Source organism: Pseudomonas sp. FW305-96, assembly GCF_058783825.1.
Genome location: NZ_JBYSYW010000024.1, coordinates 68,894 through 90,427, shown reverse-complemented (window position 1 = coordinate 90,427; position 21,534 = coordinate 68,894). Strand labels below are relative to the sequence as shown.

The 21,534-nt window shown below is 65.3% G+C and carries 22 protein-coding genes; 14 read left to right on the top strand and 8 right to left on the bottom strand.

Features of this window, described 5'->3' with window-relative positions:
* The first annotated feature begins 364 nt into the window (after positions 1 to 364).
* Positions 365 to 1,150 (top strand): RHS repeat-associated core domain-containing protein, encoded by a 786-nt coding sequence (locus AC3WL2_RS18075; protein WP_102683288.1) that lies wholly within the window; start codon positions 365 to 367, stop codon positions 1,148 to 1,150.
* 101 nt (positions 1,151 to 1,251) lie between these two features.
* On the opposite strand, the gene nudC is transcribed toward AC3WL2_RS18075, so the two are convergent.
* Both nudC and AC3WL2_RS18065 read right to left on the bottom strand, forming a co-directional pair.
* The gene (nudC, locus tag AC3WL2_RS18070) at positions 1,252 to 2,082 is read right to left on the bottom strand and encodes an NAD(+) diphosphatase (protein ID WP_102683289.1); all 831 of its coding nucleotides are present in this window, start codon (positions 2,080 to 2,082) and stop codon (positions 1,252 to 1,254) included.
* 36 nt (positions 2,083 to 2,118) lie between these two features.
* Positions 2,119 to 2,931: a crotonase/enoyl-CoA hydratase family protein gene (locus AC3WL2_RS18065; protein WP_102683290.1), complete on the bottom strand. Its 813-nt coding sequence runs from the start codon at positions 2,929 to 2,931 to the stop codon at positions 2,119 to 2,121.
* Between the two features lie 151 nt (positions 2,932 to 3,082).
* On the opposite strand from AC3WL2_RS18065, the gene nhaB reads away from it, so the two are divergent.
* From nhaB to AC3WL2_RS18040, 5 genes are all read left to right on the top strand, one after another.
* The gene (nhaB, locus tag AC3WL2_RS18060; RefSeq protein WP_102683291.1) at positions 3,083 to 4,585 is read left to right on the top strand and encodes a sodium/proton antiporter NhaB; all 1,503 of its coding nucleotides are present in this window, start codon (positions 3,083 to 3,085) and stop codon (positions 4,583 to 4,585) included.
* A gap of 230 nt (positions 4,586 to 4,815) precedes the next feature.
* Positions 4,816 to 5,430 (top strand): dihydrofolate reductase family protein, encoded by a 615-nt coding sequence (locus AC3WL2_RS18055; RefSeq protein WP_102683293.1) that lies wholly within the window; start codon positions 4,816 to 4,818, stop codon positions 5,428 to 5,430.
* 96 nt (positions 5,431 to 5,526) lie between these two features.
* Positions 5,527 to 6,000: a GNAT family N-acetyltransferase gene (locus AC3WL2_RS18050; RefSeq protein ID WP_102683294.1), complete on the top strand. Its 474-nt coding sequence runs from the start codon at positions 5,527 to 5,529 to the stop codon at positions 5,998 to 6,000.
* Between the two features lie 34 nt (positions 6,001 to 6,034).
* Complete coding sequence (locus tag AC3WL2_RS18045; protein WP_102683295.1) at positions 6,035 to 6,736, top strand: YoaK family protein; 702 nt, start codon at positions 6,035 to 6,037, stop codon at positions 6,734 to 6,736.
* Between the two features lie 130 nt (positions 6,737 to 6,866).
* Positions 6,867 to 7,109, top strand: a complete 243-nt coding sequence (locus AC3WL2_RS18040) for a hypothetical protein (RefSeq protein WP_102683296.1) — start codon at positions 6,867 to 6,869, stop codon at positions 7,107 to 7,109.
* On the opposite strand, the gene AC3WL2_RS18035 is transcribed toward AC3WL2_RS18040, so the two are convergent.
* Together AC3WL2_RS18035 and AC3WL2_RS18030 are read right to left on the bottom strand one after the other, a co-directional pair.
* Positions 7,099 to 7,983: an alpha/beta fold hydrolase gene (locus AC3WL2_RS18035; RefSeq protein ID WP_102683297.1), complete on the bottom strand. Its 885-nt coding sequence runs from the start codon at positions 7,981 to 7,983 to the stop codon at positions 7,099 to 7,101. The genes AC3WL2_RS18040 and AC3WL2_RS18035 overlap by 11 nt on opposite strands.
* Positions 7,980 to 9,050, bottom strand: coding sequence for a sugar phosphate isomerase/epimerase family protein (locus AC3WL2_RS18030; RefSeq protein WP_102683298.1), 1,071 nt, complete (start codon positions 9,048 to 9,050; stop codon positions 7,980 to 7,982). Before AC3WL2_RS18030 ends, AC3WL2_RS18035 begins: the two co-directional genes overlap by 4 nt.
* Positions 9,051 to 9,158: 108 nt before the next feature.
* Here AC3WL2_RS18030 and AC3WL2_RS18025 point away from each other — a divergent pair, with 108 nt between their 5' ends.
* Positions 9,159 to 9,752, top strand: coding sequence for a TetR/AcrR family transcriptional regulator (locus AC3WL2_RS18025; protein WP_102683299.1), 594 nt, complete (start codon positions 9,159 to 9,161; stop codon positions 9,750 to 9,752).
* 61 nt (positions 9,753 to 9,813) lie between these two features.
* Positions 9,814 to 10,434 (top strand): TetR/AcrR family transcriptional regulator, encoded by a 621-nt coding sequence (locus tag AC3WL2_RS18020; protein ID WP_102683300.1) that lies wholly within the window; start codon positions 9,814 to 9,816, stop codon positions 10,432 to 10,434.
* Positions 10,435 to 10,443: 9 nt separating this feature from the next.
* Here AC3WL2_RS18020 and AC3WL2_RS18015 read toward each other — a convergent pair whose 3' ends face one another.
* On the bottom strand, positions 10,444 to 11,346 hold the full coding sequence (locus AC3WL2_RS18015; RefSeq protein WP_102683301.1) for a LysR family transcriptional regulator: 903 nt from the start codon (positions 11,344 to 11,346) through the stop codon (positions 10,444 to 10,446).
* Positions 11,347 to 11,436: 90 nt separating this feature from the next.
* On the opposite strand from AC3WL2_RS18015, the gene AC3WL2_RS18010 reads away from it, so the two are divergent.
* Positions 11,437 to 12,792, top strand: coding sequence for an MFS transporter (locus AC3WL2_RS18010; RefSeq protein ID WP_102683302.1), 1,356 nt, complete (start codon positions 11,437 to 11,439; stop codon positions 12,790 to 12,792).
* Positions 12,785 to 13,186 carry a DUF4440 domain-containing protein gene (locus AC3WL2_RS18005; RefSeq protein WP_102683303.1) on the top strand — a complete coding sequence of 134 codons (402 nt, stop codon included), beginning with the start codon at positions 12,785 to 12,787 and terminating at the stop codon, positions 13,184 to 13,186. Before AC3WL2_RS18010 ends, AC3WL2_RS18005 begins: the two co-directional genes overlap by 8 nt.
* 54 nt (positions 13,187 to 13,240) lie before the next feature.
* Here AC3WL2_RS18005 and preA read toward each other — a convergent pair whose 3' ends face one another.
* A complete protein-coding gene (gene preA / locus AC3WL2_RS18000) occupies positions 13,241 to 14,515 on the bottom strand; it encodes an NAD-dependent dihydropyrimidine dehydrogenase subunit PreA (RefSeq protein ID WP_102683304.1) in 1,275 nt (424 codons plus the stop codon).
* Positions 14,516 to 15,883, bottom strand: coding sequence for an NAD(P)-dependent oxidoreductase (locus AC3WL2_RS17995; protein WP_102683305.1), 1,368 nt, complete (start codon positions 15,881 to 15,883; stop codon positions 14,516 to 14,518).
* A 274-nt stretch (positions 15,884 to 16,157) separates the two neighbouring features.
* On the opposite strand from AC3WL2_RS17995, the gene AC3WL2_RS17990 reads away from it, so the two are divergent.
* From AC3WL2_RS17990 to AC3WL2_RS17980, 3 genes are all read left to right on the top strand, one after another.
* Entirely contained in the window at positions 16,158 to 16,781 is a 624-nt protein-coding gene (locus tag AC3WL2_RS17990) for a glutathione S-transferase (protein WP_046856547.1), read from the top strand.
* 133 nt (positions 16,782 to 16,914) lie between these two features.
* A complete protein-coding gene (locus tag AC3WL2_RS17985) occupies positions 16,915 to 17,847 on the top strand; it encodes an ABC transporter ATP-binding protein (protein WP_046856546.1) in 933 nt (310 codons plus the stop codon).
* Entirely contained in the window at positions 17,844 to 18,623 is a 780-nt protein-coding gene (locus AC3WL2_RS17980) for an ABC transporter permease (protein ID WP_046856545.1), read from the top strand. Before AC3WL2_RS17985 ends, AC3WL2_RS17980 begins: the two co-directional genes overlap by 4 nt.
* Here the strand turns inward: AC3WL2_RS17980 and AC3WL2_RS17975 are convergent.
* Positions 18,507 to 19,163, bottom strand: coding sequence for a DUF2062 domain-containing protein (locus AC3WL2_RS17975; RefSeq protein ID WP_146022617.1), 657 nt, complete (start codon positions 19,161 to 19,163; stop codon positions 18,507 to 18,509). The genes AC3WL2_RS17980 and AC3WL2_RS17975 overlap by 117 nt on opposite strands.
* 144 nt (positions 19,164 to 19,307) lie before the next feature.
* Between AC3WL2_RS17975 and AC3WL2_RS17970 the strand changes: the two genes are divergently transcribed.
* Positions 19,308 to 21,512 carry a DNA internalization-related competence protein ComEC/Rec2 gene (locus AC3WL2_RS17970; RefSeq protein WP_102683601.1) on the top strand — a complete coding sequence of 735 codons (2,205 nt, stop codon included), beginning with the start codon at positions 19,308 to 19,310 and terminating at the stop codon, positions 21,510 to 21,512.
* Positions 21,513 to 21,534 lie beyond the last annotated feature (22 nt).

Below are 21,534 nucleotides of genomic sequence, written 5' to 3'. Positions count from 1 at the left end.
ATGACGGTCTCCGAAGAAAAAACACCCTGCGAAAGCGTACGCCTCGCAGGGTGCCGGGGTGACCATCTCATTAAGTAGGCCGCCGTAAGGGCGGAAAGGTGAATAAGCGTCGCCATCGCAAATGAATGCGCATACAACTTTCAAAACTAACCAACCCAACTAAAGCCAGAAACCAGAAACCAGGCAGGCAAAACCGACTCAGACAGACCCAACCGCCGCACCACATAAAAACCGATCAGGTACCGCGCAACCGACCGCCCCGTCGGCAACGGCAGCACGGGCCCGGACAAGCTCGAGCGCCATAAGCCGACCATGAACCGTACCTGGTAAATTTGCCAGTAGCCCGTTCCCAAAAAATGAATGAATGTACTGCTATTCACTCGCTGCTCCGGAGAACCCCATGCATAGATACGGGCAAAAGACCAAGATCGAAGCATACCTCCTGGTTACCGATAACCACGGCTCGGTTATTGGGGCTCAGCCTCCCGTAACACCTTATCCCTTGGTGTATACGGCATACGGATACAGACCGGGGTGCCCTGGCCTCGAAGTCATGCTTGGCTTCAACGGGCAAAGGAAGGACCCAGTGACAGGGTGCTATCCACTCGGCAATGGCTACCGCGACTATGACCCCTTTCTGATGAGATTCCGCTCGCCGGACAACCTCAGCCCATTTACACAGGGTGGAATTAATGCTTATAGCTATTGCGCAGGCGAACCAGTAAATAGCACCGACCCTTCAGGACATACAAAGCTCTTTGACCGTTTTAAAAATAAAGCCCCCGTCAAGAAATGGTTCAGCCAATGGCGTGGTGAACTGGACACCAGCGATACATCGATGCTCGTCGCCCCCCAAAAAACTTCAATCTCACAGGACAAATTGCTTATTGAGCGAAAAGAGACACTGGATAGACTAAAGACTACAGAATTAACCGCAAATAATGATTCAGCGACCCTACTCACGATAAAGCTGAATAAAATCAATCAAAAAATTGCAGATTCCGTTAGTGCTCAGCAGCACGGTGCGAACACCGGAATTTTTCCTGTGCAGAATGTGTCGTCTCCAGTTTCACAAAGCCAAAACACACCTTTCCTGGATCGCCCCTACCAAGTCAGAGAGACTGACAATCCCTCAACCGAACCAAGGTGAACCCCTGCATTAGACTTCGTCTATTCTTCAGCCCGAAGAGGCCCACATACAAAATAAAAATCGAAAATCCATTTCCCTTGAGCCCTGCCCGAAGCGAATACCTACTTGGACAAAGCGGGCTCAGGCAGCCCTAGCCGTCGAGCGACATACAGGTCGATCAAATACCGCGCAATCGACCGCCCCGCCGGCAAAGGCGGCAACTCATGCACATTGAACCACTGCGCATCCTCGATCTCATCCGCCTGCATGACAATCTCCCCTCCCGCATACTCAGCATGAAACCCGAGCATCATCGAATGCGGAAACGGCCAGCACTGGCTGCCGACGTACTGGATGTTCTTCACCTCCACCGCCACCTCCTCACGCACCTCGCGCACCAGGCAATCCTCGGCCGACTCCCCCGGCTCGGCGAAGCCCGCCAGGGTACTGTAGACCCCACTGACGAAACGCGGCGAACGGGCCAGCAGCACCTCATCCCCCCGAGTGATCAGCACGATCATGCTCGGTGAAATCCGCGGATAGCTGCGCAAATCGCACGGCTGGCAGTACATCGCCCGCTCCCAGTGGATCTGCGTCATCGGCTGACCACAGCTGCCGCAGAACCGGTGCTCACGAGCCCAGGTACCGATCTGCGCGGCGTAACCGAGCACCTTGTACGTATCGAAGTCGCCTTCGAGCATGAACCGCCGCAGCCCCTGCCAACCACAACCCGGCACTTCACTGGCACTGCGCAGCTCCAGCAGGAACACCGGCTCGCCGTCGAGGTGACCGATGCCATGCTCGCACAGCACATCAAGGTCCTGGCGCTTGAGCCAGTCGCGAGGGAACAGCGCGCCGTTGGCGTCCATCAGGAACCCGTCCGGGCTGCGGGCGACGGCCAGCCCCCCGGTGGTCTGCGGGTCGAGTACTGCGGTTGTCCAGCGTGCTGACATGGTTTCGGGTCCCTAGATGGCGCCCGCCACTGTCAGTCAGTCGGCGAACGTCGGTTGCTGTTTGCTCATGTGGGCGGCCATGGCCACGCGCAGGTCTTCGGACTGCAGCATGGCGGCGTTCCAGGTGGCGATGTACTCCAGGCCATCGTCGATGCGATGGTCGCGCATGTAGCTGATCATCTCCTTGGTGCCGGCCACGGCGATCGGTGATTTTGCGGCGATCTCGCGGGCGATGGCAAAGACCCCGTCGAGCAGCGCCGCCTGGTCATCATAGACGCGGTTGACCAGGCCGATGCGCAACGCTTCCTGGGCGTCGACCATACGGCCGGTGTAGGCCAGCTCACGCATGATGCCGTCACCGATGATCCGCGGCAAACGTTGCAGGGTGCCGACATCGGCGGCCATGCCCATGTCGATCTCCTTGATCGAGAACTGCGCATCACCGGCGCAGTAGCGCATGTCGCAGGCCGAGACCAGGTCGATGGCGCCACCGATGCAGTAGCCCTGGATCGCCGCCAGCACCGGCTTGCGGCAGTTGTCCACGGCGTTGAACGAGCCCTGCAGGCGCAGGATGGTGCGACGCATCATCCGAGCGTTGCGGCCGACGTCCTTGCCCAGTTGCTGGGCCAGCGCGGCCAGCATCATCAAGTCGATACCGGAGGAGAAATGCTTGCCAGCGCCGCTGAGTACCACCACCCGCACCGCGTCGGTGTCGTCGATCCACTGGAAGATCTGGACCAGCTCCTCCCAGAAGGCGGCGTTCATCGCGTTGATCTTTTCCGGGCGGTTGATCTGCACGTGGGCGATGTGGTCGGTCAGTTCGACCTTGAACGCGGTGTATTCGGTCACGGACGGCACTCCTGTGGGGAAAGGATTCACAACGGCGGATCTTAGCGCACCCGCAAGGCGGTGCATGTGCCAAAAGCCGGACTGGACAACTTGCGCCCTGGCGCACGATGCGGCACCGTGCGCCACTGCTGAATCAAAAGGATACAAATTCATGTCCCGTTCCCTGACCGGCGCCCTCGCCCACAGCTTCCTGGGCCAGTCGCCGCGTTGGTACAAGGCCGTCATCTGCCTGTTCCTGCTGCTCAATCCCTTGCTGCTGGCAACCCTCGGTCCGGTGGTCACCGGCTGGGTGCTGGTGATCCAGTTCATCTTCACCCTGGGCATGGCACTCAAATGCTACCCGCTGATGCCCGGCGGCCTGCTGCTGGTCGAGGCGCTGCTGCTGCGCTTGACCACGCCCGAAGCCCTGTACGAGGAGTTGCAGCACAACTTCCCGGTGATCCTGCTGCTGATGTTCATGGTCGCCGGCATCCATTTCATGAAGGAACTGCTGCTGTACCTGTTTTCGCGGATCCTGCTCGGCGTGCGCTCCAAGGCCGTGCTGAGCCTGCTGTTCTGCGTGTTGTCGGCGTTCCTCTCGGCGTTCCTCGATGCCCTGACCGTGACCGCGGTGATCATCAGCGCCGCGGTGGGCTTCTATGCCGTCTACCACCGGGTCGCCTCGGGCGCCAATCCTCGGGAGGAATCGGCGCTGGACAGCGACCACCAGGTCGAGCAGTTGCACCGCGAAGACCTCGAGCAGTTCCGCGCCTTCCTGCGCAGCCTGCTGATGCATGGCGCGGTGGGCACGGCGCTGGGTGGCGTGTGCACCTTGGTGGGCGAACCGCAGAACCTGCTGATCGGCCATGAAATGGGCTGGCATTTCGCCGACTTCTTCCTCAAGGTCGCGCCGGTGTCGATGCCGGTGCTGGCGGCGGGCCTGGTGACCTGCGTGCTGCTGGAGAAGCTGCGGCTGTTCGGCTACGGCACGCTGATGCCCGAGCGCGTGCGCCAGGTGCTGGCCAGCTACGCCGCCGAGGACGATACCGCGCGCACCCAGGCGCAACGGGTGGCGCTGGTGGTCCAGGGCCTGGCCGCGCTGATCCTGATCGTCTGCCTGGGCCTGCACATCGCCGAGGTGGGCCTGATCGGCCTGCTGGTCATCGTGTTGATCACCGCCTTCACCGGCATCACCGACGAGCATCGCCTGGGCCGTGCGTTCCAGGACGCCATGCCGTTCACCTCGCTGCTGGTGGTGTTCTTCGCCGTGGTCGCGGTGATCCACCAGCAGCAACTGTTCAGCCCGCTGATCGCCTGGGTGCTGGCGCTGCCCAGCGAGCAGCAGCCGGGCATGCTGTACCTGGCCAATGGGCTGCTGTCGGCGATCAGCGACAACGTGTTCGTCGCCACCATCTACATCACCGAGGTCAAGCAGGCGTTCGTCAATGGCGCGATGAGCCGCGAGCATTTCGAGACCCTGGCGGTGGCGATCAACACCGGCACCAACCTGCCCAGCGTGGCCACGCCCAATGGCCAGGCGGCGTTCCTGTTCCTGCTGACCTCGGCAATCGCACCGCTGATTCGCCTGTCGTATGGGCGCATGGTGTGGATGGCGCTGCCCTATACCGTGGTCATGGGCGGCCTGGGCTGGTGGGCGGTGACCTACTGGCTGTAACCGGACCATCTGTAGGAGCGGCTTCAGCCGCGATCACCCGCAAAGCGGGTGCCAGATACAGCGGTGCCTGCATCGCGGCTGAAGCCGCTCCTACAGATGACTGCGTATCCCGCACCTGCTTTCTCTCCTCCCGTGCCCCCATCCGTCGAACCTGACTATCGTTCAGCACTGCTGTCGATTCTCGCCAACCCCGTTCGACTATCCAGCACACACCCGAGGAGGTTCACCCCATGCGCAAGCTCATCGTCGCCGCCTTCGTCACCCTCGACGGCGTCATGCAGGCCCCCGGCGGGCCGGAGGAAGACACCAGCGGCGGCTTCACCTTTGGTGGCTGGATCCCGCCCCTGGCCGACGAGGCCTTCGGCCAAGCCATGCAGACCTTGTTCAGCCAACCGTTCGAACTGCTGTTGGGGCGACGCACCTACGATATCTTCGCCGGGTTCTGGCCAAAGGTCGGGCCCGAGGCGCCGGACCGGCCCTTGGCCGACCTGTTCAATGGCGTGGCCAAGCATGTCGCCACGCACCATCCCGAATCCATCGACTGGCAAAACAGTCACCCGTTGGGCGCTGACGTGCCGGGCGCTGTCCGCGCCCTCAAACAAAAGGATGGCCCGACGCTGCTGACCCAAGGCAGCGGCGAACTGGTACGCCAACTACTGGCGGCCGGCCTGGTGGATGAGCTGCGGTTGCTGATCCACCCCTTGCTACTTGGTCGTGGCAAGCGCCTGTTCGGTGACGATGCCCAGGCCGCGGCCTTCACATTGGTGGAGTCGAGCAGCACGCCCAAGGGCGTATTGCTCGCCCACTACGTGCGCAGCGGCGAGGTGCAAACGGGATCGTTCTGACCAGTCAGTCGAGCAGGCGCTTGAAGGCGCTGGCGAGGCCTGCGTCCGTTTTCCCCGGCGCCTTGTTATCATCCAGGCTCAACCGGGAGGGAACCCATGCTCGCCATACGCCGCGCCAGCCGTCACGACGCGCTGGACACGTACGCCATCCGCCGCCAGGCGATCCTGTGGCAGTGCACCGAAGCCTACGATGCCACCCTGGCCCAGGCCTGGGCCGACGTACCGTTCACCGAAGGCTATGCGGCCCTGGTCGCCGAGCATTTTCACCTCGCCTGCATGGGCGATACGATCGTCGCCACCGGTATGCTCGACCTGCACAGCGGTGAACTGGGTGCCCTGTTCGTGCTGCCGGCGTTCATGGGCCGTGGCATCGCCCGGGCGATGGTCGAACACCTCGAAGGCATCGCCAGGGCCGAAGGTCTGGAGGCGGTCAACCTGGACTCGACCTTGAACGCAGCGGCGTTCTATCGCCGCTGCGGCTACACCGGCGATGCGCTGTCGGTCTACCAATCCCCATTCGGCCTCGAACTGTCCTGCATCCCCATGCGCAAGGTGCTGGTCGGGGTATAAGATCAGGGCCCCCTGCGCCCCGGAGACTCGCCCCATGCTGCCCACCGCCACCTCCCAGCACAGTGCCCGTCGGGTCCGCTTGCAGGCCCTGCGCGGGCGGGTCGGCCTGGGGCTGGTGGCCGGGTTGTCGGTGCTGGCCGGCATGACTGACGCCATCGGCCTGCTGGCGTTGGGCGACTTCGTGTCGTTCATGAGCGGCAACACCACGCGCCTGGCGGTGGCCATCAGCCAGGCGGACTTTTCGTTGATGTTGCGCCTGGCCCTGGCGATCCTCAGTTTCGTGCTGGGCAACACCCTGGGCGTATTGCTGGCCCGCCGCTTGCGCCGCCGCGCCGCGCCCTTGCTGCTGATCGTCGCCAGCCTGCTGGCGTTTGCCGCGGCATGGCCTTTGCCCACCACGTTCCCCGCGCTGATCGCAGCCACCCTGGCCATGGGCATGCTCAATGCCGTGGTCGAACAGGTGAACGGCCTGCCGATCGGCTTGACCTACGTCACAGGCGCGCTGACGCGCTTCGGCCGTGGCCTGGGGCGTTGGTTGCTGGGTGAGCGGCGCCATGGCTGGCGGGTACAACTGGTGCCCTGGAGCGGCATGCTGCTGGGTGCCGCGCTCGGGGCTTGGCTGCAGCAACGGCTGGGCTTGCAGGCGCTGGCGGCCAGTTGCGCCCTGGCCTGCTTGCTGGCGCTGGTGACGGTGTTCATCCCGCGTGCCTGGCAACTGGGCTACATGCCGCGCTGAGGGCCATGAGCATTCCTTGAACGGCAGGCGCGCAGACGTCGATAGTCACTATCGAGCACAGCGATTTCCATCGTGCCACTGTGGCCAATAACCTGGGTTCATCGATCCGACAACCCACGGTATCATCCCGATGAACACCACCGCTCGCCTCCTCCTCGCCACCCTGGCCATCGCCGTGCTGGGCGGTTGCGCCAGCCATCCTGAGCTACGCCCCTACAGCGCCGAGGAAGCCCGTCAGCTGCAACTCGAGGCATTGCAACGCCAGGGTCTGAGCCAGGAAGAGTACGAGCGCCGCAAACTGGCCGTGTTGCGCGCCGATCACCAGCAAGCCGTGACCGACGCCGCCAGGGCCACGACCGCGATCAGCGGTTGACCTCGACCTCTTCCAGGAACGCCAGCAGGTGCTCGTTGAACGACACCGGTGCTTCCTCCATGACGAAGTGCCCGCAACCCGGCAGGATCACCCCGCGCACCGAGTCGGCATGCCCCTGCAGCGTACGCAGCGGCGCATCGCCCGTGGCGTGCTCGGCACCGATCGCCAGCACCGGCATGGGCAGCGGATGCCTGGCCCGTTCGCGGTTCTGCCTGATGGTCTCGGGAATCGCCCGGTAATAGGCGAAGCCCGCCCGCATCCCGCCCGGCGAGGCGTAGGCACGGATATAGACATCCGCCGCCACCGCATGCCGATGGATCGCCCAGCGGTCGAACATGAAGTTGAGGTAGCCCTCCTCACGCCCGGCGATCAGGAACTCCGGCAGATCGCGTACCTGGTTGAACAGGAAGTGCCAAAGGAAGATGTTGTCCTGCGGCGCCACGAAGATCGACGGCGCCTCGGCAAGCCCCGGGATCACCGCCTCGGCCACCGTCAGCGAGCGCACCGCCTGTGGCCGATCACTGGCCAGGGCATAGGCCACCCACATCCCCACATCGTGACCGACCAGGTGATAGCGCTCATGCCCCAGCTGGGTCATCGCGGCATGCAGCACAGCGGCGACGCTGCCGGTGTCGTAGCCCTGCTCGGGGCGGTCCGAGTCCCCCAGGCCCGGCGGGTCGATGGCGATGGCACGGAACCCGCGCGCGGCCAGGATCGGCAGCACATGGCGCCAGGCGTACCAGGTCTGTGGCCAGCCCGGCACCAGCAGCACCGGTTCGCCCGCGCCGGCCACGACACAGTGGATGCGCTGTCCCTGCACCTGCACATAGACATGCTCGAAGGCGTCAGCCAAAGACTCGATGGCCAGGTTCATACCCGAGCCCCCGTGTCGATGCCCAGCATGCGCTGGATCTGATGGGCGTCGATCGGTGCGCCGGCGAAATCGTCGAACACCTGGTCCGTGACCCGGATGATGTGGCGGTTGATGAACTCGACGCCTTCACGGGCGCCGTCCTCCTGATGCTTCAGGCAGCATTCCCATTCCAGGGTTGCCCACCCCGCGAAGTCGTACTGCGCCAGCCGCGAGAAGATGGCCTTGAAGTCCACTTGCCCGTCACCCAGCGATCGGAAGCGCCCGGCACGTTCGGTCCAGTCGCTGTAGCCGCCATACACGCCCTGCCGACCGCTCGGATTGAACTCGGCGTCCTTGACGTGAAACATGCGGATCAATGGGTAATAGAGATCCAGATAGGCCAGGTAGTCGAGTTGCTGCAGCACGAAATGGCTGGGGTCGAAGAGGATGCGGCAACGCACGTGCTCACCCACCAGGGCATGGAAACGCTCGAAGCTGGTGCCGTCGTGCAGGTCCTCGGCCGGGTGGATCTCGAAGCACAGGTTGACGCCCTGTTCGTCACAGCAGTCGAGTATCGGCCGCCAGCGCCGCGCCAGCTCCTCGAAGGCAGCCTCCACCAGGCCCTGGGGACGCTGCGGGAACGGGAACAGGTAGGGCCAGGCCAGCGCGCCGGAAAAGGTCCCCATGTCCTCCAGGCCCAGGTTGCGGCTGGCTCGAGCCGCCAGTTTCATCTGCTCGGTGGCCCAGGCGGTGCGTTCTGCTGGCCGCCCGGCCAGCGCGGCCGGGGCGAAGGCGTCGCACATTGGATCGTAGGCCGGATGGACCGCGACCAACTGGCCGATCATGTGGGTGGTCAGCTCGCTGACCTGCAAGCCGTGCTCGGCCAGCCGCCCCTTGACCTCATCGCAGTAGCCGGTGCTCTGCGCGGCCAGTTCCAGGTCGAGCAGCCGGGCGTCCCAGGCCGGGACCTGCAACCCCTTGAAGCCCAACTCTCCCGCCCACTCGGCGATCCTGTCGAGGCTGTCGAACGGTGGCTTGTCGGCGCTGAACTGCGCGAGGTGCAGACTGGGGCCTTTGAGTGTTCGCATGATGTCATCCTATTGTTTGTTGATCGACAAACAATAGGATCGAATGGCGCTGCCCGTCAATCGCAAATTGGCTAGAATGCACGTTTCACGTAATCAGGCAGACGAGCGATGGCAGGGCGACCTCGGGAATTCGACAAGCAACAGGCGCTGCGCAAGGCGATGCGGCTGTTCTGGGAGCATGGCTACGAGGGCACCTCGATGTCGGCCCTGGTGTCTGCGCTGGGCATCGCCTCCGCGCGCATCTACGCGGCCTTCGGCAGCAAGCAGCAACTGTTCGAGGAAGCCGTGGCCCTGTACGAGTCGACCGAAGGCGGCTTCGCCGACCGCGCCCTGGCCCTGCCGGATATTTACCAGGCCCTGGCACGGATGCTCGAGGACGCCATCAGCACCTACACCCGCGCCAACGAGCCCAGGGGCTGCCTGGTGGTCAGCGCCGCCAGCGGCGTGGCACCGGACAACCTGGCCGTCCAGCAGTGGTTGTCCGGGCACCGCCGGCAGCATACCGAGTCGATCATCGAGCGCCTGCGCCAAGCCCGTGACCAGGGGCAGTTGCCGGCCGACACGCAGGTCGAGGCCCTCGGCCACTTCTATGCCACCTTCCTCCACGGTATCTCCGTGCAGGCCCGCGACGGCGTGCCCGGAGAGGACCTGCGCAGCGCCAGCCGCCTAGCACTGACGCTGTTGCCGAGCCGGCAACCTTGACCTTATCGCCGCCCCGGCAAAGCTGTTAGCCTTGCCCTGTTCAGGTCACCACGGACAGCCCATGGCCAACCACAAGATCGAGATCCGCCGGCGCAACGTCGAAAAGATCCTGCAAGCCGCCGAGCAGGTGTTCGCCGACAAGGGCTTCGCCGCCACCTCTATGGGCGATATCGCCGAACGGGCGCAACTGCCGCGCTCCAACCTGCACTACTACTTCAGCACCAAGGATGACCTGTACCGCGCCGTGTTGCAGGACCTGCTGGACGTCTGGAAACAGGATGCCCTGTGCTTCGAGCACTTCGACGACCCGCGGGTGGTGCTGACCAGCTACATCCGCGCCAAGATGGGCCACTCGCGCTCGCGGCCGCTGGGCTCGAAGATCTGGGCCGAGGAGATCCTCCACGGCGCCCCGCTGCTGGGCCCCAGCCTGGACGAAATCCTGGTGCCCTGGGCGCGGCTCAAGCAGGAGAAGATCCGCAGTTGGGTCGAGGACCGACGCATCCTGCCGGTCGAGCCGTCGGCGCTGCTGTACATGATCTGGGCGGCGACCCAGCACTACGCCGACTTCGGTTTCCAGGTCACCCTGCTCAATGACGGTGAGCCGCTGTCGGACATGGCGTTCGAGCAAGCGGTGCAGACCGTGACCGGCGTCATCCTGCGCGGCATCGGCCTGGAGCCGTGAGCAGCGCCCTTAGCGCCCCAGGTGCTCGCACAGAAAATCGATGAACACCCGGGTCTTGTGCGGCACATGGCTGCTGTTCGGGTACACCACGCTGATCGGCTGCCTCGGCAGGCTGTAGTCCGGCAATACCCGCCGCAGGGTGCCGTCGGCCAGGTCCTGTTCGACCAGCCAGGCCGGCAGCACGGCCACGCCCAGGGCGGCGCAGGCCATTGCCCGAATGGCGTGGGACGCATTGGACTGGTAGGCCGCCCGGCCGACAACGCTTGCACTCCCCGCCTGCGCGCTGTGCAAGGTCCAGGCGGTCGGGCTCTGCAGGTTGCTGTTGGCAATCCAGGGTGTATCCGCCAGTTCCTCGGGCCGTTCAATGGCATGGCGAGCAAGAAAGGCCGGAGCAGCCACCAGCACAATGTCGTACTCGGCCAGCTGGCGACTGCGCAGGTTCGAGTCCGGCAACGCGCCAAGGCGCACCACCAGGTCGAGCCGCTCGGCAATCAGGTCGCTCAGCGACGAGTCGGTATCGTAGCTGAGCGACAACGCCGGGTAGCGCTCGGCGAACAGCGGGATCAGCGGCAGGATGAAGCGCTCGCCGTACTCACCGGTGGTGCTGATGCGCAGCTTGCCCGATAGGCCGTTGTGCCGGCGCAGTACATTGGCGAAGGCGCCTTCGACATCGCTGACGATCACCTTGAAATCTTCATAGAAACTTTGGCCGGTTTCGGTTGGGGCGATAGCACGGGTGCTGCGCGCCAGCAGCGTCACCCCCAGGGCCTGCTCCAGCGCCTTGACGTGCTGGCTGGCCATGGCTTTGCTGATGCCGAGAAATTCCGCCGCCTTGGTGAAGGAGCCGAAGTCGACCACCGCCAGAAACGTCTGCACCCGGTGGAGCTGGGTGTGGAGAGCCGTGCGCGGCATTGTTCACTTCCATCAAACAGAGTTTCAAGGGTAGCGACATCGACAGGGGCAGTCCACGACACCTACTCTGCGCGTCGAAAAGGAGTGGCAATGACGCACCGGTATCGCGTGGCAACGATCTTCCTGATGGGGTTCTTCATCGACTGCATCAACCTGTTCATGCCGACCGTGGCGTTGCCACGGATCGCCGCCGAGTTCGCCATCGGCAACGCCAGCAGCGTGTGGGTTGGCAATGCCTACATGCTCGGGCTGACCCTGGCCGTGCCGGTGAGCACCTGGCTGGCCAATCGCTGGGGCGCGCGGCGGCTGTTGAGCGCCGCCATGCTGGCGTTCAGCGTGGCGGTGTGGGGCTGCGGCGAGGCGCAGAGCTTTGCCGCGTTGATTGCCTGGCGCCTGGTTCAGGGCATGGCCGGTGGCTTGCTGATCCCCGTGGGGCAGGCGCTGACCTTCGAGCGCTTCCAGGGCGCGGAACGCGCCCGCGTGTCCACCCTGGTGATGGCCGTGGCGCTGCTGGCGCCGGCGCTGTCACCCACCCTTGGCGGGTTGATCGTCGACCATGGCCGCTGGCCGTGGGTCTTCCACAGCAACATTCCGCTGGCCCTGCTGACGGCGGCGCTGGCCTGGGCCTGGCTTGACCAGGCACCGGGTCCGACAGCGCCACGCCCGGACTTCAAGGGATTGCTGCTGGTCAGCGCCGCCCTCGCCTGCCTGCTGCTGGGCCTGTCGCTGTATGGTGCCGGCCATGGCGCCCTACTGGCCATCGCCTGCCTGCTGGCGGGTGTGTCCTGCGCCTTGCTGTACCGCGCCCATTACCAACGCGCTGCGGCAGGCATCATCGAGCTGAAGCTGCTCGCCAGCCCCCGCCTGCGAGTCTCGATGCAGGTCTACCATGCGATCCCCGGGGTGTTCACCGGGGTCAACCTGTTGAACATCTTCTATCTGCAGGATGTGCTGCAGCTGAGCGCCCAGGCCACCGGCCTGTTCATGCTGCTCTACGCCGCCGGGGCCTTCGCCGCCATGTTGCTGGCCGGCCGCCTGTACAACCGCGTCGGTGCCGCCCGCCTGTTGCTGCTCGGCATGCTCCTGCACAGCCTGGGTATCTGCCTGCTGGTCATGGTCGATACCCCGACGGACAACGCCGTACTGATGGCGGCCTACGGCCTCATGGGCATCGGCGGCGGCATCGGTGCCAACACCGCCCAGACCACCGCGCTGCTCGACTTCAGCGGCGAGCGGATGCAGCAGGCCAGCGTGCTGTGGAACCTCAATCGACAGATGGCCTTCAGCGTCGGTGCAGCCTTGCTGCTGATGATCTTCAACCTTTTGCTGGTGGGCCTGAGTACGCCGGACGCCTATCACCTGACCTTCACTCTGGCCGCGCTGCTCGGGCTGGCGCCACTGATGACACTGCACACACTACCCCCGGAGACCCCTCGCCATGCCTGACCACGCGATTGCCCGCGCCGAGCGCAGCATTCATCACGTTCATGAGCTGATCCACAGCATCTTCACCCGCCCAGCGGCCGAGACCCAGGCAGTGCTCGGCGGACTGATGGCGGTGTTCGCCGATGATTTCAGCATGGTCGGCACGGCGGGCACGGTGGTGACCCGCGCACAGGTGGAGCAACTGTTCAGCCGGGCGGCCGGCGCACGGCCAGGGCTGGAGATCGTCGTCAGCGACGTCCAGGTGGTATGGCAGGCCGGGGTGAACGTAGCAGTGCGCTACAAGGAAACCCATCGGTTGCAGGGTGTGGTGCAGGCACGCTGGTCACTGGCACTGCTGGAGTGCAGCAACCGCGGCGTGGTGTGGCGCTGCCTGCACGAGACCGCAATCAGCTAGCGCGGAGCTCGAGCAGGCATCACCGCTGCCGAGGCGTGTTTATCGACCGCCTCCTCAACCCGCCTCACGATAGGGATTGCGCGGATCCTGCGTCCAGTTCATGTACGGCTTGCCGGTGTCCTGCGCCTGCATGTCGATGCAACCTTCCACCGGGCAGGTGATCTGGCACAGGTTGCAACCCACGCACTCGGCCTCGATCACACTGTAGGCGTGAGTGCCGTCGGCCTTCAGGGTGCTGGCGATGGCCTGGTGCGAGGTGTCCTCGCAGGCGATGTGGCAGCGCCCGCAGCCGATGCAGGCGTCCTGGTCGATCTGCGCCACCGACTTGTAGTTGATATCCAGGTACTTCCAGTCGGTGGTATGCCCCACGGCCTGGCCACGAAACGCCTCGAGGCTGCGGTGGCCGTGCTGGTCCATCCAGCGCGCCAGGCCGTCCTGCATGTCTTCGACGATGCGAAAGCCATGCAGCATCGCTGCGGTGCACACCTGCACCGCGCCACTGCCCAGGGCGATGAACTCGGCGGCGTCGCGCCAGGTGCCGATACCGCCAATGCCACAGATCGGCAGGCCACGGGTCTCGGGGTCGCGGGCGATCTCGGCGACCATGTTCAGGGCGATCGGCTTGACCGCCGACCCGCAGTAGCCGCCATGGGTGCTCTGGTCGCCGACGATGGGGTGGGCGACCATGCGGTCCAGGTCGACACTGGTGATCGAGTTGATGGTGTTGATCAGCGACACCGCGTCCGCCCCGCCCCGGTGCGCGGCGCGCGCCGACTGGCGGATGTCGGTGATATTGGGGGTGAGCTTGACGATCACCGGCAGCGTGCAATGGGTCTTGCACCAGCGGGTGACCATTTCCACATATTCGGGCACCTGGCCGACGGCGGCGCCCATGCCGCGCTCGGGCATGCCGTGGGGGCAGCCGAAGTTGAGCTCGATGCCATCGGCGCCAGTGGCTTCCACCAGTGGCAGGATGAACTTCCAGGATTCTTCGACGCACGGCACCATCAGCGACACGATCAGCGCACGGTCGGGCCAGTCCTTCTTCACCTGGGTGATCTCGCGCAGGTTGATCCCCAGCGAGCGGTCGGTGATCAGCTCGATGTTGTTGATGCCCTGCACCTGGCGGTTGGCGCCGTAGTGCGCCGAGTAGCGCGACGACACGTTGACCGCCGCCGGGTCCTCGCCCAGGGTCTTCCACACCACCCCGCCCCAGCCGGCCTCGAAGGCGCGGATTACGTTGTAGGCCTTGTCGGTGGGGGGCGCGGAAGCCAACCAGAATGGATTGGGTGCCTTGATGCCGGCGAATACGATGGACAGGTCGGCCATTTACGCAGCCTCCACATTGAGCATGAGTTGGGCATGGATGGCTTCGGCGGCCAGCTTGCCATGTTGCACGGCCTGGACGGTGAGGTCCTGGCCCAGCGCGGTACAGTCGCCGCCGGCGTAGATGCCGGGGATGGAGGTACGCATGTGCGCGTCCACCTGTATGCGCTCGCCGTCGCGGGCCAGTTGCGCCGCCAGCGGATCGCCGAGGCTTTGCTCATCGAAGCGCTGGCCGATGGCCTTGAAGATCGCGTCGGCAGCCAGCTCGAAGGTTTCGCCGGTATCGCCCAGGCGTCCGTCGATCAATTGCGTGCGCGCGAAGCGCATGCCACGCACGCGCCCGGCATCATCCAGCAGCACGGCATCGGGCCGGGCCCAGGTGTGCAGGCGCACCTGATTGTGCTTGGCAATTTCCTGCTCATGGCCGGTGGCGCCCATGTCGGCTTCGCCGCGGCGGTACACCAGGTTGACGTCGCGGGCGCCCAGGCGGCTCATCTGCACGGCCATGTCGATGGCGGTGTTGCCAGCGCCGAGCACCAGGCAGCGGTCAGCCAACGGCAGCTGGGTGAGGTCGTCAGCCTGGCGCAGCTCACGGATATAGTCGGTGGCGGCAAGCAGGCCCGGCGCGTCTTCGTCCGCCAGGCCCAGCTGGCGCACGGCCCCCAGGCCCAGGCCGAGGAACACCGCGTCGTACTGGCCATGCAGCTCGGCCAACGACAGGTTGCCGCCCAGGCGCTGGCCATGGCGGATCTCGATTCCGCCGATGCCCAGCAGGAATTCCACTTCGCGCTGGGCGTAGTCGTCCACCAGCTTGTAGCGGGCGATGCCGTATTCGTTGAGACCACCGGCCTTCTCCCGCGCCTCGAAGATCACCACGTCGTGGCCGTGCATGGCCAGCCGATGCGCGCACGACAATCCGGCGGGGCCGGCGCCGACCACGGCGATGCGTTTGCCACTGGCCGGTGAGCGCTGGAATGGATGCTCGGTGAAGTCGGCGTGGTCCAGGGCGTAGCGCTGCAATTGGCCGATCAGTACCGGGGCGCACTCCTGGGCGTTGTTGCGCACGCAGGCTTGCTGGCAAAGGATCTCCGTGGGGCAAACCCGGGCGCAGCTGCCGCCAAGAATGTTGGCCGAGAGAATGCGTTCGGCGGCGCCCTGCAGGTTCTCGTCGCTGATGCGGTGGATGAACGAGGGGATGTCGATTTCACTGGGGCACGCATTGACGCACGGCGCGTCGTAGCAGTACAGGCAGCGCGCGCTCTCGACAGCGGCCTGGCGGGCGGTGAGCGGGGGCGCGAGGTCGCTGAAGGCCTCGGCCAGTTGGTCGGCGCCGGCGCGGGGGGGCGGCAAGTGGTTCAGGGCATCGATCACGGTTGTAGCCTCTCGCTTTTTTATGGGTTCAGGCGGCGGTCACTCGCCTGTCCGTTCTGGGGGATGGCAGTCAACAGGAGCATGTGTGTTGTAATCAGGGTGCGCTTTGCGCCCCTATCGCCGGCAAGCCGGCTCCCACAGGGCCTGTACGCGCCTGCTCTTTGTGGGAGCCGGCTTGCCGGCGATAGGGCTGCGCAGCGGCCCCCGGTTTCACTGGCACCGCCCAACGCTTGGAGTAGACTGTCCGACCTCCCGCATTCATAAGGACGTTGTCATGCTGAAGATCTGGGGCCGCAAGAATTCGAGCAATGTGCGCAAGGCGTTGTGGATCGCCCACGAGCTGGGCCTGGACTTCGAGTCCATCGATGCCGGCGGCGCCTTCGGCGTGGTCAACGAACCGCACTACCGGGCCCTGAACCCCAACGGCCTGGTGCCCATGCTCGAAGATGGTGACCTGGTGCTGTGGGAGTCCAACACCATCGTGCGCTACCTGTGCGCCGAGTACGGTGCAGAGCAGGGCTGGTACCTGGACGACCCGCGCCAGCGCGCCCTGGCGGACAAGTGGATGGACTGGACCACCTCGTCCTTCGCCGGCCCCTTCCGCCCACTGTTCTGGGGCCTGCTGCGCACCCCCGAGGACCAGCGCGACTGGGTGGCGATCAACGCCGCGCACAAGCAATGCGCCCAGTTGCTGGCCATCGCCGACGAGACCCTGGCCAAGCAGCCGTACCTCTCCGGCGAGCAGATCGGCATGGGCGACATCCCCCTGGGCAGCTTCATCTACGCCTGGTTCGAAATGCCGATTGAACGCCCGGCCATGTATCACCTCGAAGCCTGGTACGAGCGCCTCAAGCAACGCCCGGCCTACCAGGCGGCGGTGATGACCGCCCTGACGTGACGCCACTTCGATAGTCACTATCGATACATGTGACTGTACTTGTGCGGCCGGGCCTTGCACCATGGCCGCACTCACTGCGCCAGTGTCTTTACCTGGCGTGTCCCGAACCTTTTTCATCGGTACCTGACCCGCCATGAGTTCCGCCCTGTCCATTCGACAGCTGACCAAGACCTACGGCAACGGCTTCCAGGCCCTCAAGGGCATCGACCTGGATGTTGCCGAAGGCGACTTCTTCGCCTTGCTCGGCCCCAACGGCGCCGGCAAGTCCACCACCATCGGCATTCTCTCGACCCTGGTGAACAAGACCAGCGGCACGGTCAACGTGTTCGGCAACGACCTCGACCGCTCGCCCGCGGCGCTCAAGCGCTGCCTGGGCGTGGTGCCCCAGGAGTTCAACTTCAACCAGTTCGAGAAGACCTTCGACATCGTCGTCACCCAGGCCGGCTACTACGGCATCCCGCCCAAGGTGGCCAAGGAGCGCGCCGAGCAGTACCTCACGCAGCTGGGCCTGTGGGACAAGCGCGACGTGCCTTCGCGCTCGCTGTCCGGCGGCATGAAGCGCCGGCTGATGATCGCCCGGGCGCTGATCCACGAGCCGCGCCTGCTGATCCTCGACGAGCCGACCGCAGGGGTGGACATCGAGCTGCGCCGTTCGATGTGGAGCTTCCTCACCGAGCTCAACCAGAAAGGCATCACCATCATCCTCACCACCCACTACCTCGAAGAGGCCGAGCAGCTGTGCCGCAACATCGGCATCATCGACCACGGCACCATCGTCGAGAACACCAGCATGCGCCAGCTGCTGGGCAAGCTGCATGTCGAGACCTTCGTCCTTGACCTGCGCCACGACCTGCCCGCCGCGCCCGAGCTGCAGGGTTACCCGTGCCGTCTGATCACCCCGCACACGCTGGAGGTGCAGGTAGACAAGGACATCGGTATCACCGCGCTGTTCGGCCAGCTGGCGCTGAAGAACATCGAGGTGCAGAGCCTGCGCAACAAGACCAACCGACTCGAGGAGCTGTTCGTGTCCCTGGTGGAAAAAAACCTGTCGAAGGTGGCCGTATGAGTGTGGAACTGCGCACCAACTGGGTCGCCCTGAACACCATTGTCTACCGCGAAGTGCGGCGCTTCCTGCGCATCTGGCCGCAGACCCTGCTGCCGCCGGCGATCACCATGGTCCTGTACTTCGTGATCTTCGGTAACCTGATCGGCCGGCAGATCGGCGACATGGGCGGATTCACCTACATGGAGTACATCGTGCCGGGGCTGATCATGATGTCGGTGATCACCAACTCCTATGGCAACGTGGTATCGAGCTTCTTCGGCAGCAAGTTCCAGCGCTCCATCGAGGAGCTGATGGTGTCGCCGGTGTCGCCGCACACCATCCTGGTCGGCTATGTGCTGGGCGGCGTGTTGCGCGGCTTGGCGGTGGGGGTGATCGTGACGTTCCTGTCGCTGTTCTTCACCCATCTGCAGGTGCACCACCTGGGGGTGACAGTCATCGTAGTATTGCTGACCGCGACCATCTTCTCGCTGCTGGGCTTCGTCAACGCGGTGTTCGCCCGCAACTTCGACGATATCTCGATCATCCCGACCTTCGTGCTGACACCGCTGACCTACCTGGGCGGGGTGTTCTACTCGATCAACCTGCTGCCGCCGTTCTGGCAGACCGTGTCGCTGGCAAACCCGGTGTTGCACATGGTCAACTCGTTCCGCTACGGCATCCTAGGGGTGTCGGATATCAGTATTGGCACGGCGATCAGCTTCATGCTGGTGGCCACCGCGGTGCTCTACCTGCTGTGCGTGCGCCTGCTGGTCAGCGGCCGCGGCATGCGCGCCTGAGCCCCCTGAGCCCTGGTTGGGGTTGGCTGAGCAGCGACACTGGCGCCGGCGCCACTGCCGGCCCACCCACCAGCGCCAGTAGCCCATGGTGGTGAAGTAGGCGAGCACGCCCAGCACCACCCCGCACACCACCGAGCCGAGCAGGAACGGTTGCCAGATCGTCGCCAGTTGCTCGGTGACCCAGTCGACGGTGATCGACTCGGGCAGCGTGCGTGGCGGCACCTGCAGCAGCCAGGCACCGGTCATGTAGGTGACGAAGAACACCGGCGGCATGGTCAGCGGGTTGGTCAACCACACCAGGCTCACCGCGATCGGCAGGTTGCCGCGCACGGGAATGGCCAGCGCGGCGGCCAGCAACATCTGCATGGGGATGGGAATGAGCGCGGCGAACAGGCCGACGCCCATGGCCCGCGCCACCGAATGGCGATTCAGGTGCCAGAGGTTGGGGTCGTGCAGCAACTTGCCGAAAAAGCGTAAGGACTTGTGTTCGCGGATGCTGGTCGGGTCCGGCATGTAGCGTTTGAACAGACGGCGCGGCATGTGGGCTCCCGGCAGGGTTGAAGGGCGTCAGTATGCCCTGATTGAAACGCAGCCTCGTTCAGAGTTTGTGACAATTGATTAGCAGGGTTTTCCCGCCAATCGGCTAAGCCTCAGGGGTCGTGATCGCTTCTGGAGCTCTATCTCATGCGCACAGGGATGCTGGCGCTGGTGCTCGGGCTGTTGAGCCTGCGTTTGTTACCTGCCTTGCCACCGGTCGGATGGCTGATTCCATTGCTGTTGCTGGCCTTGGCCTGCCTGCGTACGCGGGCTTGGCCGCTGGGCTGGTTTGTGCTGGGTGGCTGCTGGGCCTGCTGGTCGGCGCAGCAGGCGCTGGATGATCGCCTGGCCCCGGCGCTGGATGGCCGCACGCTGTGGCTGGAGGGGCAGGTGGTGGGGCTGCCGACCCGCACGGAGCGCGGTGTGCGGTTCGAGCTGGAGCATCCTGAGTCGCGCCGGGCGCAATTGCCCAGGCGCCTGCAACTGAGCTGGTTCGCCGGGCCCGAATTGCGCGCCGGTGAGCGCTGGCGCCTGGCGGTGAACCTGCGCCAGCCCCACGGGCTGCTCAACCCCCATGGCCCGGATCGCGAAGCGCTGTTGCTGGCCCGGGGTATCGGTGCCACAGGCTCGGTCAAGGCCGGCGAGCGGGTCGGGCAGGCCACGGTGGGCTGGCGCGATGCCGTGCGCCAGCGGTTGATGAACGTGGATGCCCGTGGGCGCGAGGCGGCGCTGGCGGCCCTGGTGCTGGGCGATGGCGCCGGGCTGGCGCGCGAAGACTGGCAGACCCTGCAGGCCACCGGCACGGTGCACCTGTTGGTGATCTCCGGCCAGCATATCGGGCTGTTGGCCGGGCTGGTGTACGGCCTGGTCGCGGGCCTGGCGCGGCTGGGCGCCTGGCCATCGCGCTGGCTGTGGCTGCCCTGGGCCTGTGGCCTGGCCATGGCCGCGGCGTTGGGCTACGGCTGGTTGGCCGGGTTTGGCGTGCCGGTGCAGCGGGCCTGCCTGATGCTGGCGGTGGTGTTGCTCTGGCGCCTGCGCTTCAGGCACCTGGGGGCAGCCTTGCCGCTGCTGTTGGCGTTGTCGGGGGTGTTGCTGATCAATCCATTGGCCAGCCTGCTGCCGGGTTTCTGGCTGTCGTTTGCCGCGGTTGGCGTGCTGATGCTGTGCTTCTCTGCCCGGCTCGGCGCCTGGCGACCCTGGCAGGCCTGGAGCCGAGCCCAGTGGGTGATCGCCGTGGGCCTGTTGCCGGTGCTGCTGGCGCTGGGGCTGCCGGTCAGCCTGACGGCGCCGCTGGCCAACCTGCTGGCGGTGCCCTGGATCAGTTTCGCGGTGTTGCCGCTGGCCCTGCTTGGCACGGCGGCGTTGCCGCTGCCAGGGGTAGGGGAGGGGCTGTTGTGGCTGGCGGGGCTTTCGCTGGATGGGCTGTTTCACCTGCTCGCGCAGCTTGCGGGGCAGTGGCCGGCATGGCTGCCCGAACCGTTGCCGCTGTGGGCCTGGCTGTTGGTCGCGCTGGGCGCGCTGTTGTTGCTGCTGCCTCGGGGCGTGCCGTTGCGCTTGCCGGGCGCGGTGATGCTGGTGGCCTTGTGGGCGCCGCGCGAGCAGGTGCCCCACGGCCAGGTGCAGGTGTGGCAGCTGGATGTCGGCCAGGGCTTGGCGGTGCTGCTGCGCACCCGTCACCACGCATTGTTGTACGACGCCGGGCCTGCCCACGGCGACAGTGACCTGGGCGAGAGCGTGGTGCTGCCGACCTTGCGCAGGCTGGGGGTGAGGCACCTGGACCTGATGCTGGTCAGCCATGGCCACGCCGATCATGCCGGCGGGGCGTCGGCAGTGCGTCGTGGGCTGCCGGTGACGCGGGTGCTGGCGGGGGAGGTTGCCGGGCTTGCGCCTGCCGCGCTGTGCGACAGTGGTGAGCGCTGGCGCTGGGATGGGGTCGATTTCGAGCTGTGGCATTGGCCGCAGGGTGCCTCCAGCAATGACCGCTCCTGCGTGCTGCGGGTGGTGGCCAATGGCGAGCGCCTGCTGCTGGCCGGCGACATGGAGGCCGGGGCGGAGCGGGCTTGGCTGGCGGCCAGCGAGAATCCGCGTGTCGACTGGCTGCAGGCGCCGCACCACGGCAGCCGCACGTCGTCCACCGAACCGTTCATCAAGGCGCTGGCGCCACGCGGGGTGATGATTTCGCGGGGGCGCAGCAACGGCTTCGGGCATCCGCACGCGCAGGTGATCGAGCGCTATCGGCGGCATGGGGTGCAGGTGCATGACACGGCGCTGGCGGGGGCGTTGCGGTTGATGCTGGGGAGTCAGGGTGAGGTGGAGGGTTTGCGGACTGAGCGGCGGGACTGGTGGGATTAGGAAGGGCTTTGGGGGCATGTCG

What these genes read in the sequence shown, in the direction of transcription:
- AC3WL2_RS18075 (WP_102683288.1), top strand. Translation starts at nt 365, where the DNA reads ATGTACTGCTATTCACTCGCTGCTCCGGAGAACCCCATGCATAGATAC.
- nudC (WP_102683289.1), bottom strand. Translation starts at nt 2,082, where the DNA reads ATGTCAGCACGCTGGACAACCGCAGTACTCGACCCGCAGACCACCGGG.
- nhaB (WP_102683291.1), top strand. Translation starts at nt 3,083, where the DNA reads ATGTCCCGTTCCCTGACCGGCGCCCTCGCCCACAGCTTCCTGGGCCAG.
- AC3WL2_RS18055 (WP_102683293.1), top strand. Translation starts at nt 4,816, where the DNA reads ATGCGCAAGCTCATCGTCGCCGCCTTCGTCACCCTCGACGGCGTCATG.
- AC3WL2_RS18050 (WP_102683294.1), top strand. Translation starts at nt 5,527, where the DNA reads ATGCTCGCCATACGCCGCGCCAGCCGTCACGACGCGCTGGACACGTAC.
- AC3WL2_RS18045 (WP_102683295.1), top strand. Translation starts at nt 6,035, where the DNA reads ATGCTGCCCACCGCCACCTCCCAGCACAGTGCCCGTCGGGTCCGCTTG.
- AC3WL2_RS18040 (WP_102683296.1), top strand. Translation starts at nt 6,867, where the DNA reads ATGAACACCACCGCTCGCCTCCTCCTCGCCACCCTGGCCATCGCCGTG.
- AC3WL2_RS18035 (WP_102683297.1), bottom strand. Translation starts at nt 7,983, where the DNA reads ATGAACCTGGCCATCGAGTCTTTGGCTGACGCCTTCGAGCATGTCTAT.
- AC3WL2_RS18030 (WP_102683298.1), bottom strand. Translation starts at nt 9,050, where the DNA reads ATGCGAACACTCAAAGGCCCCAGTCTGCACCTCGCGCAGTTCAGCGCC.
- AC3WL2_RS18025 (WP_102683299.1), top strand. Translation starts at nt 9,159, where the DNA reads ATGGCAGGGCGACCTCGGGAATTCGACAAGCAACAGGCGCTGCGCAAG.
- AC3WL2_RS18020 (WP_102683300.1), top strand. Translation starts at nt 9,814, where the DNA reads ATGGCCAACCACAAGATCGAGATCCGCCGGCGCAACGTCGAAAAGATC.
- AC3WL2_RS18015 (WP_102683301.1), bottom strand. Translation starts at nt 11,346, where the DNA reads ATGCCGCGCACGGCTCTCCACACCCAGCTCCACCGGGTGCAGACGTTT.
- AC3WL2_RS18010 (WP_102683302.1), top strand. Translation starts at nt 11,437, where the DNA reads ATGACGCACCGGTATCGCGTGGCAACGATCTTCCTGATGGGGTTCTTC.
- AC3WL2_RS18005 (WP_102683303.1), top strand. Translation starts at nt 12,785, where the DNA reads ATGCCTGACCACGCGATTGCCCGCGCCGAGCGCAGCATTCATCACGTT.
- preA (WP_102683304.1), bottom strand. Translation starts at nt 14,515, where the DNA reads ATGGCCGACCTGTCCATCGTATTCGCCGGCATCAAGGCACCCAATCCA.
- AC3WL2_RS17990 (WP_046856547.1), top strand. Translation starts at nt 16,158, where the DNA reads ATGCTGAAGATCTGGGGCCGCAAGAATTCGAGCAATGTGCGCAAGGCG.
- AC3WL2_RS17985 (WP_046856546.1), top strand. Translation starts at nt 16,915, where the DNA reads ATGAGTTCCGCCCTGTCCATTCGACAGCTGACCAAGACCTACGGCAAC.
- AC3WL2_RS17980 (WP_046856545.1), top strand. Translation starts at nt 17,844, where the DNA reads ATGAGTGTGGAACTGCGCACCAACTGGGTCGCCCTGAACACCATTGTC.
- AC3WL2_RS17975 (WP_146022617.1), bottom strand. Translation starts at nt 19,163, where the DNA reads ATGCCGCGCCGTCTGTTCAAACGCTACATGCCGGACCCGACCAGCATC.
- AC3WL2_RS17970 (WP_102683601.1), top strand. Translation starts at nt 19,308, where the DNA reads ATGCGCACAGGGATGCTGGCGCTGGTGCTCGGGCTGTTGAGCCTGCGT.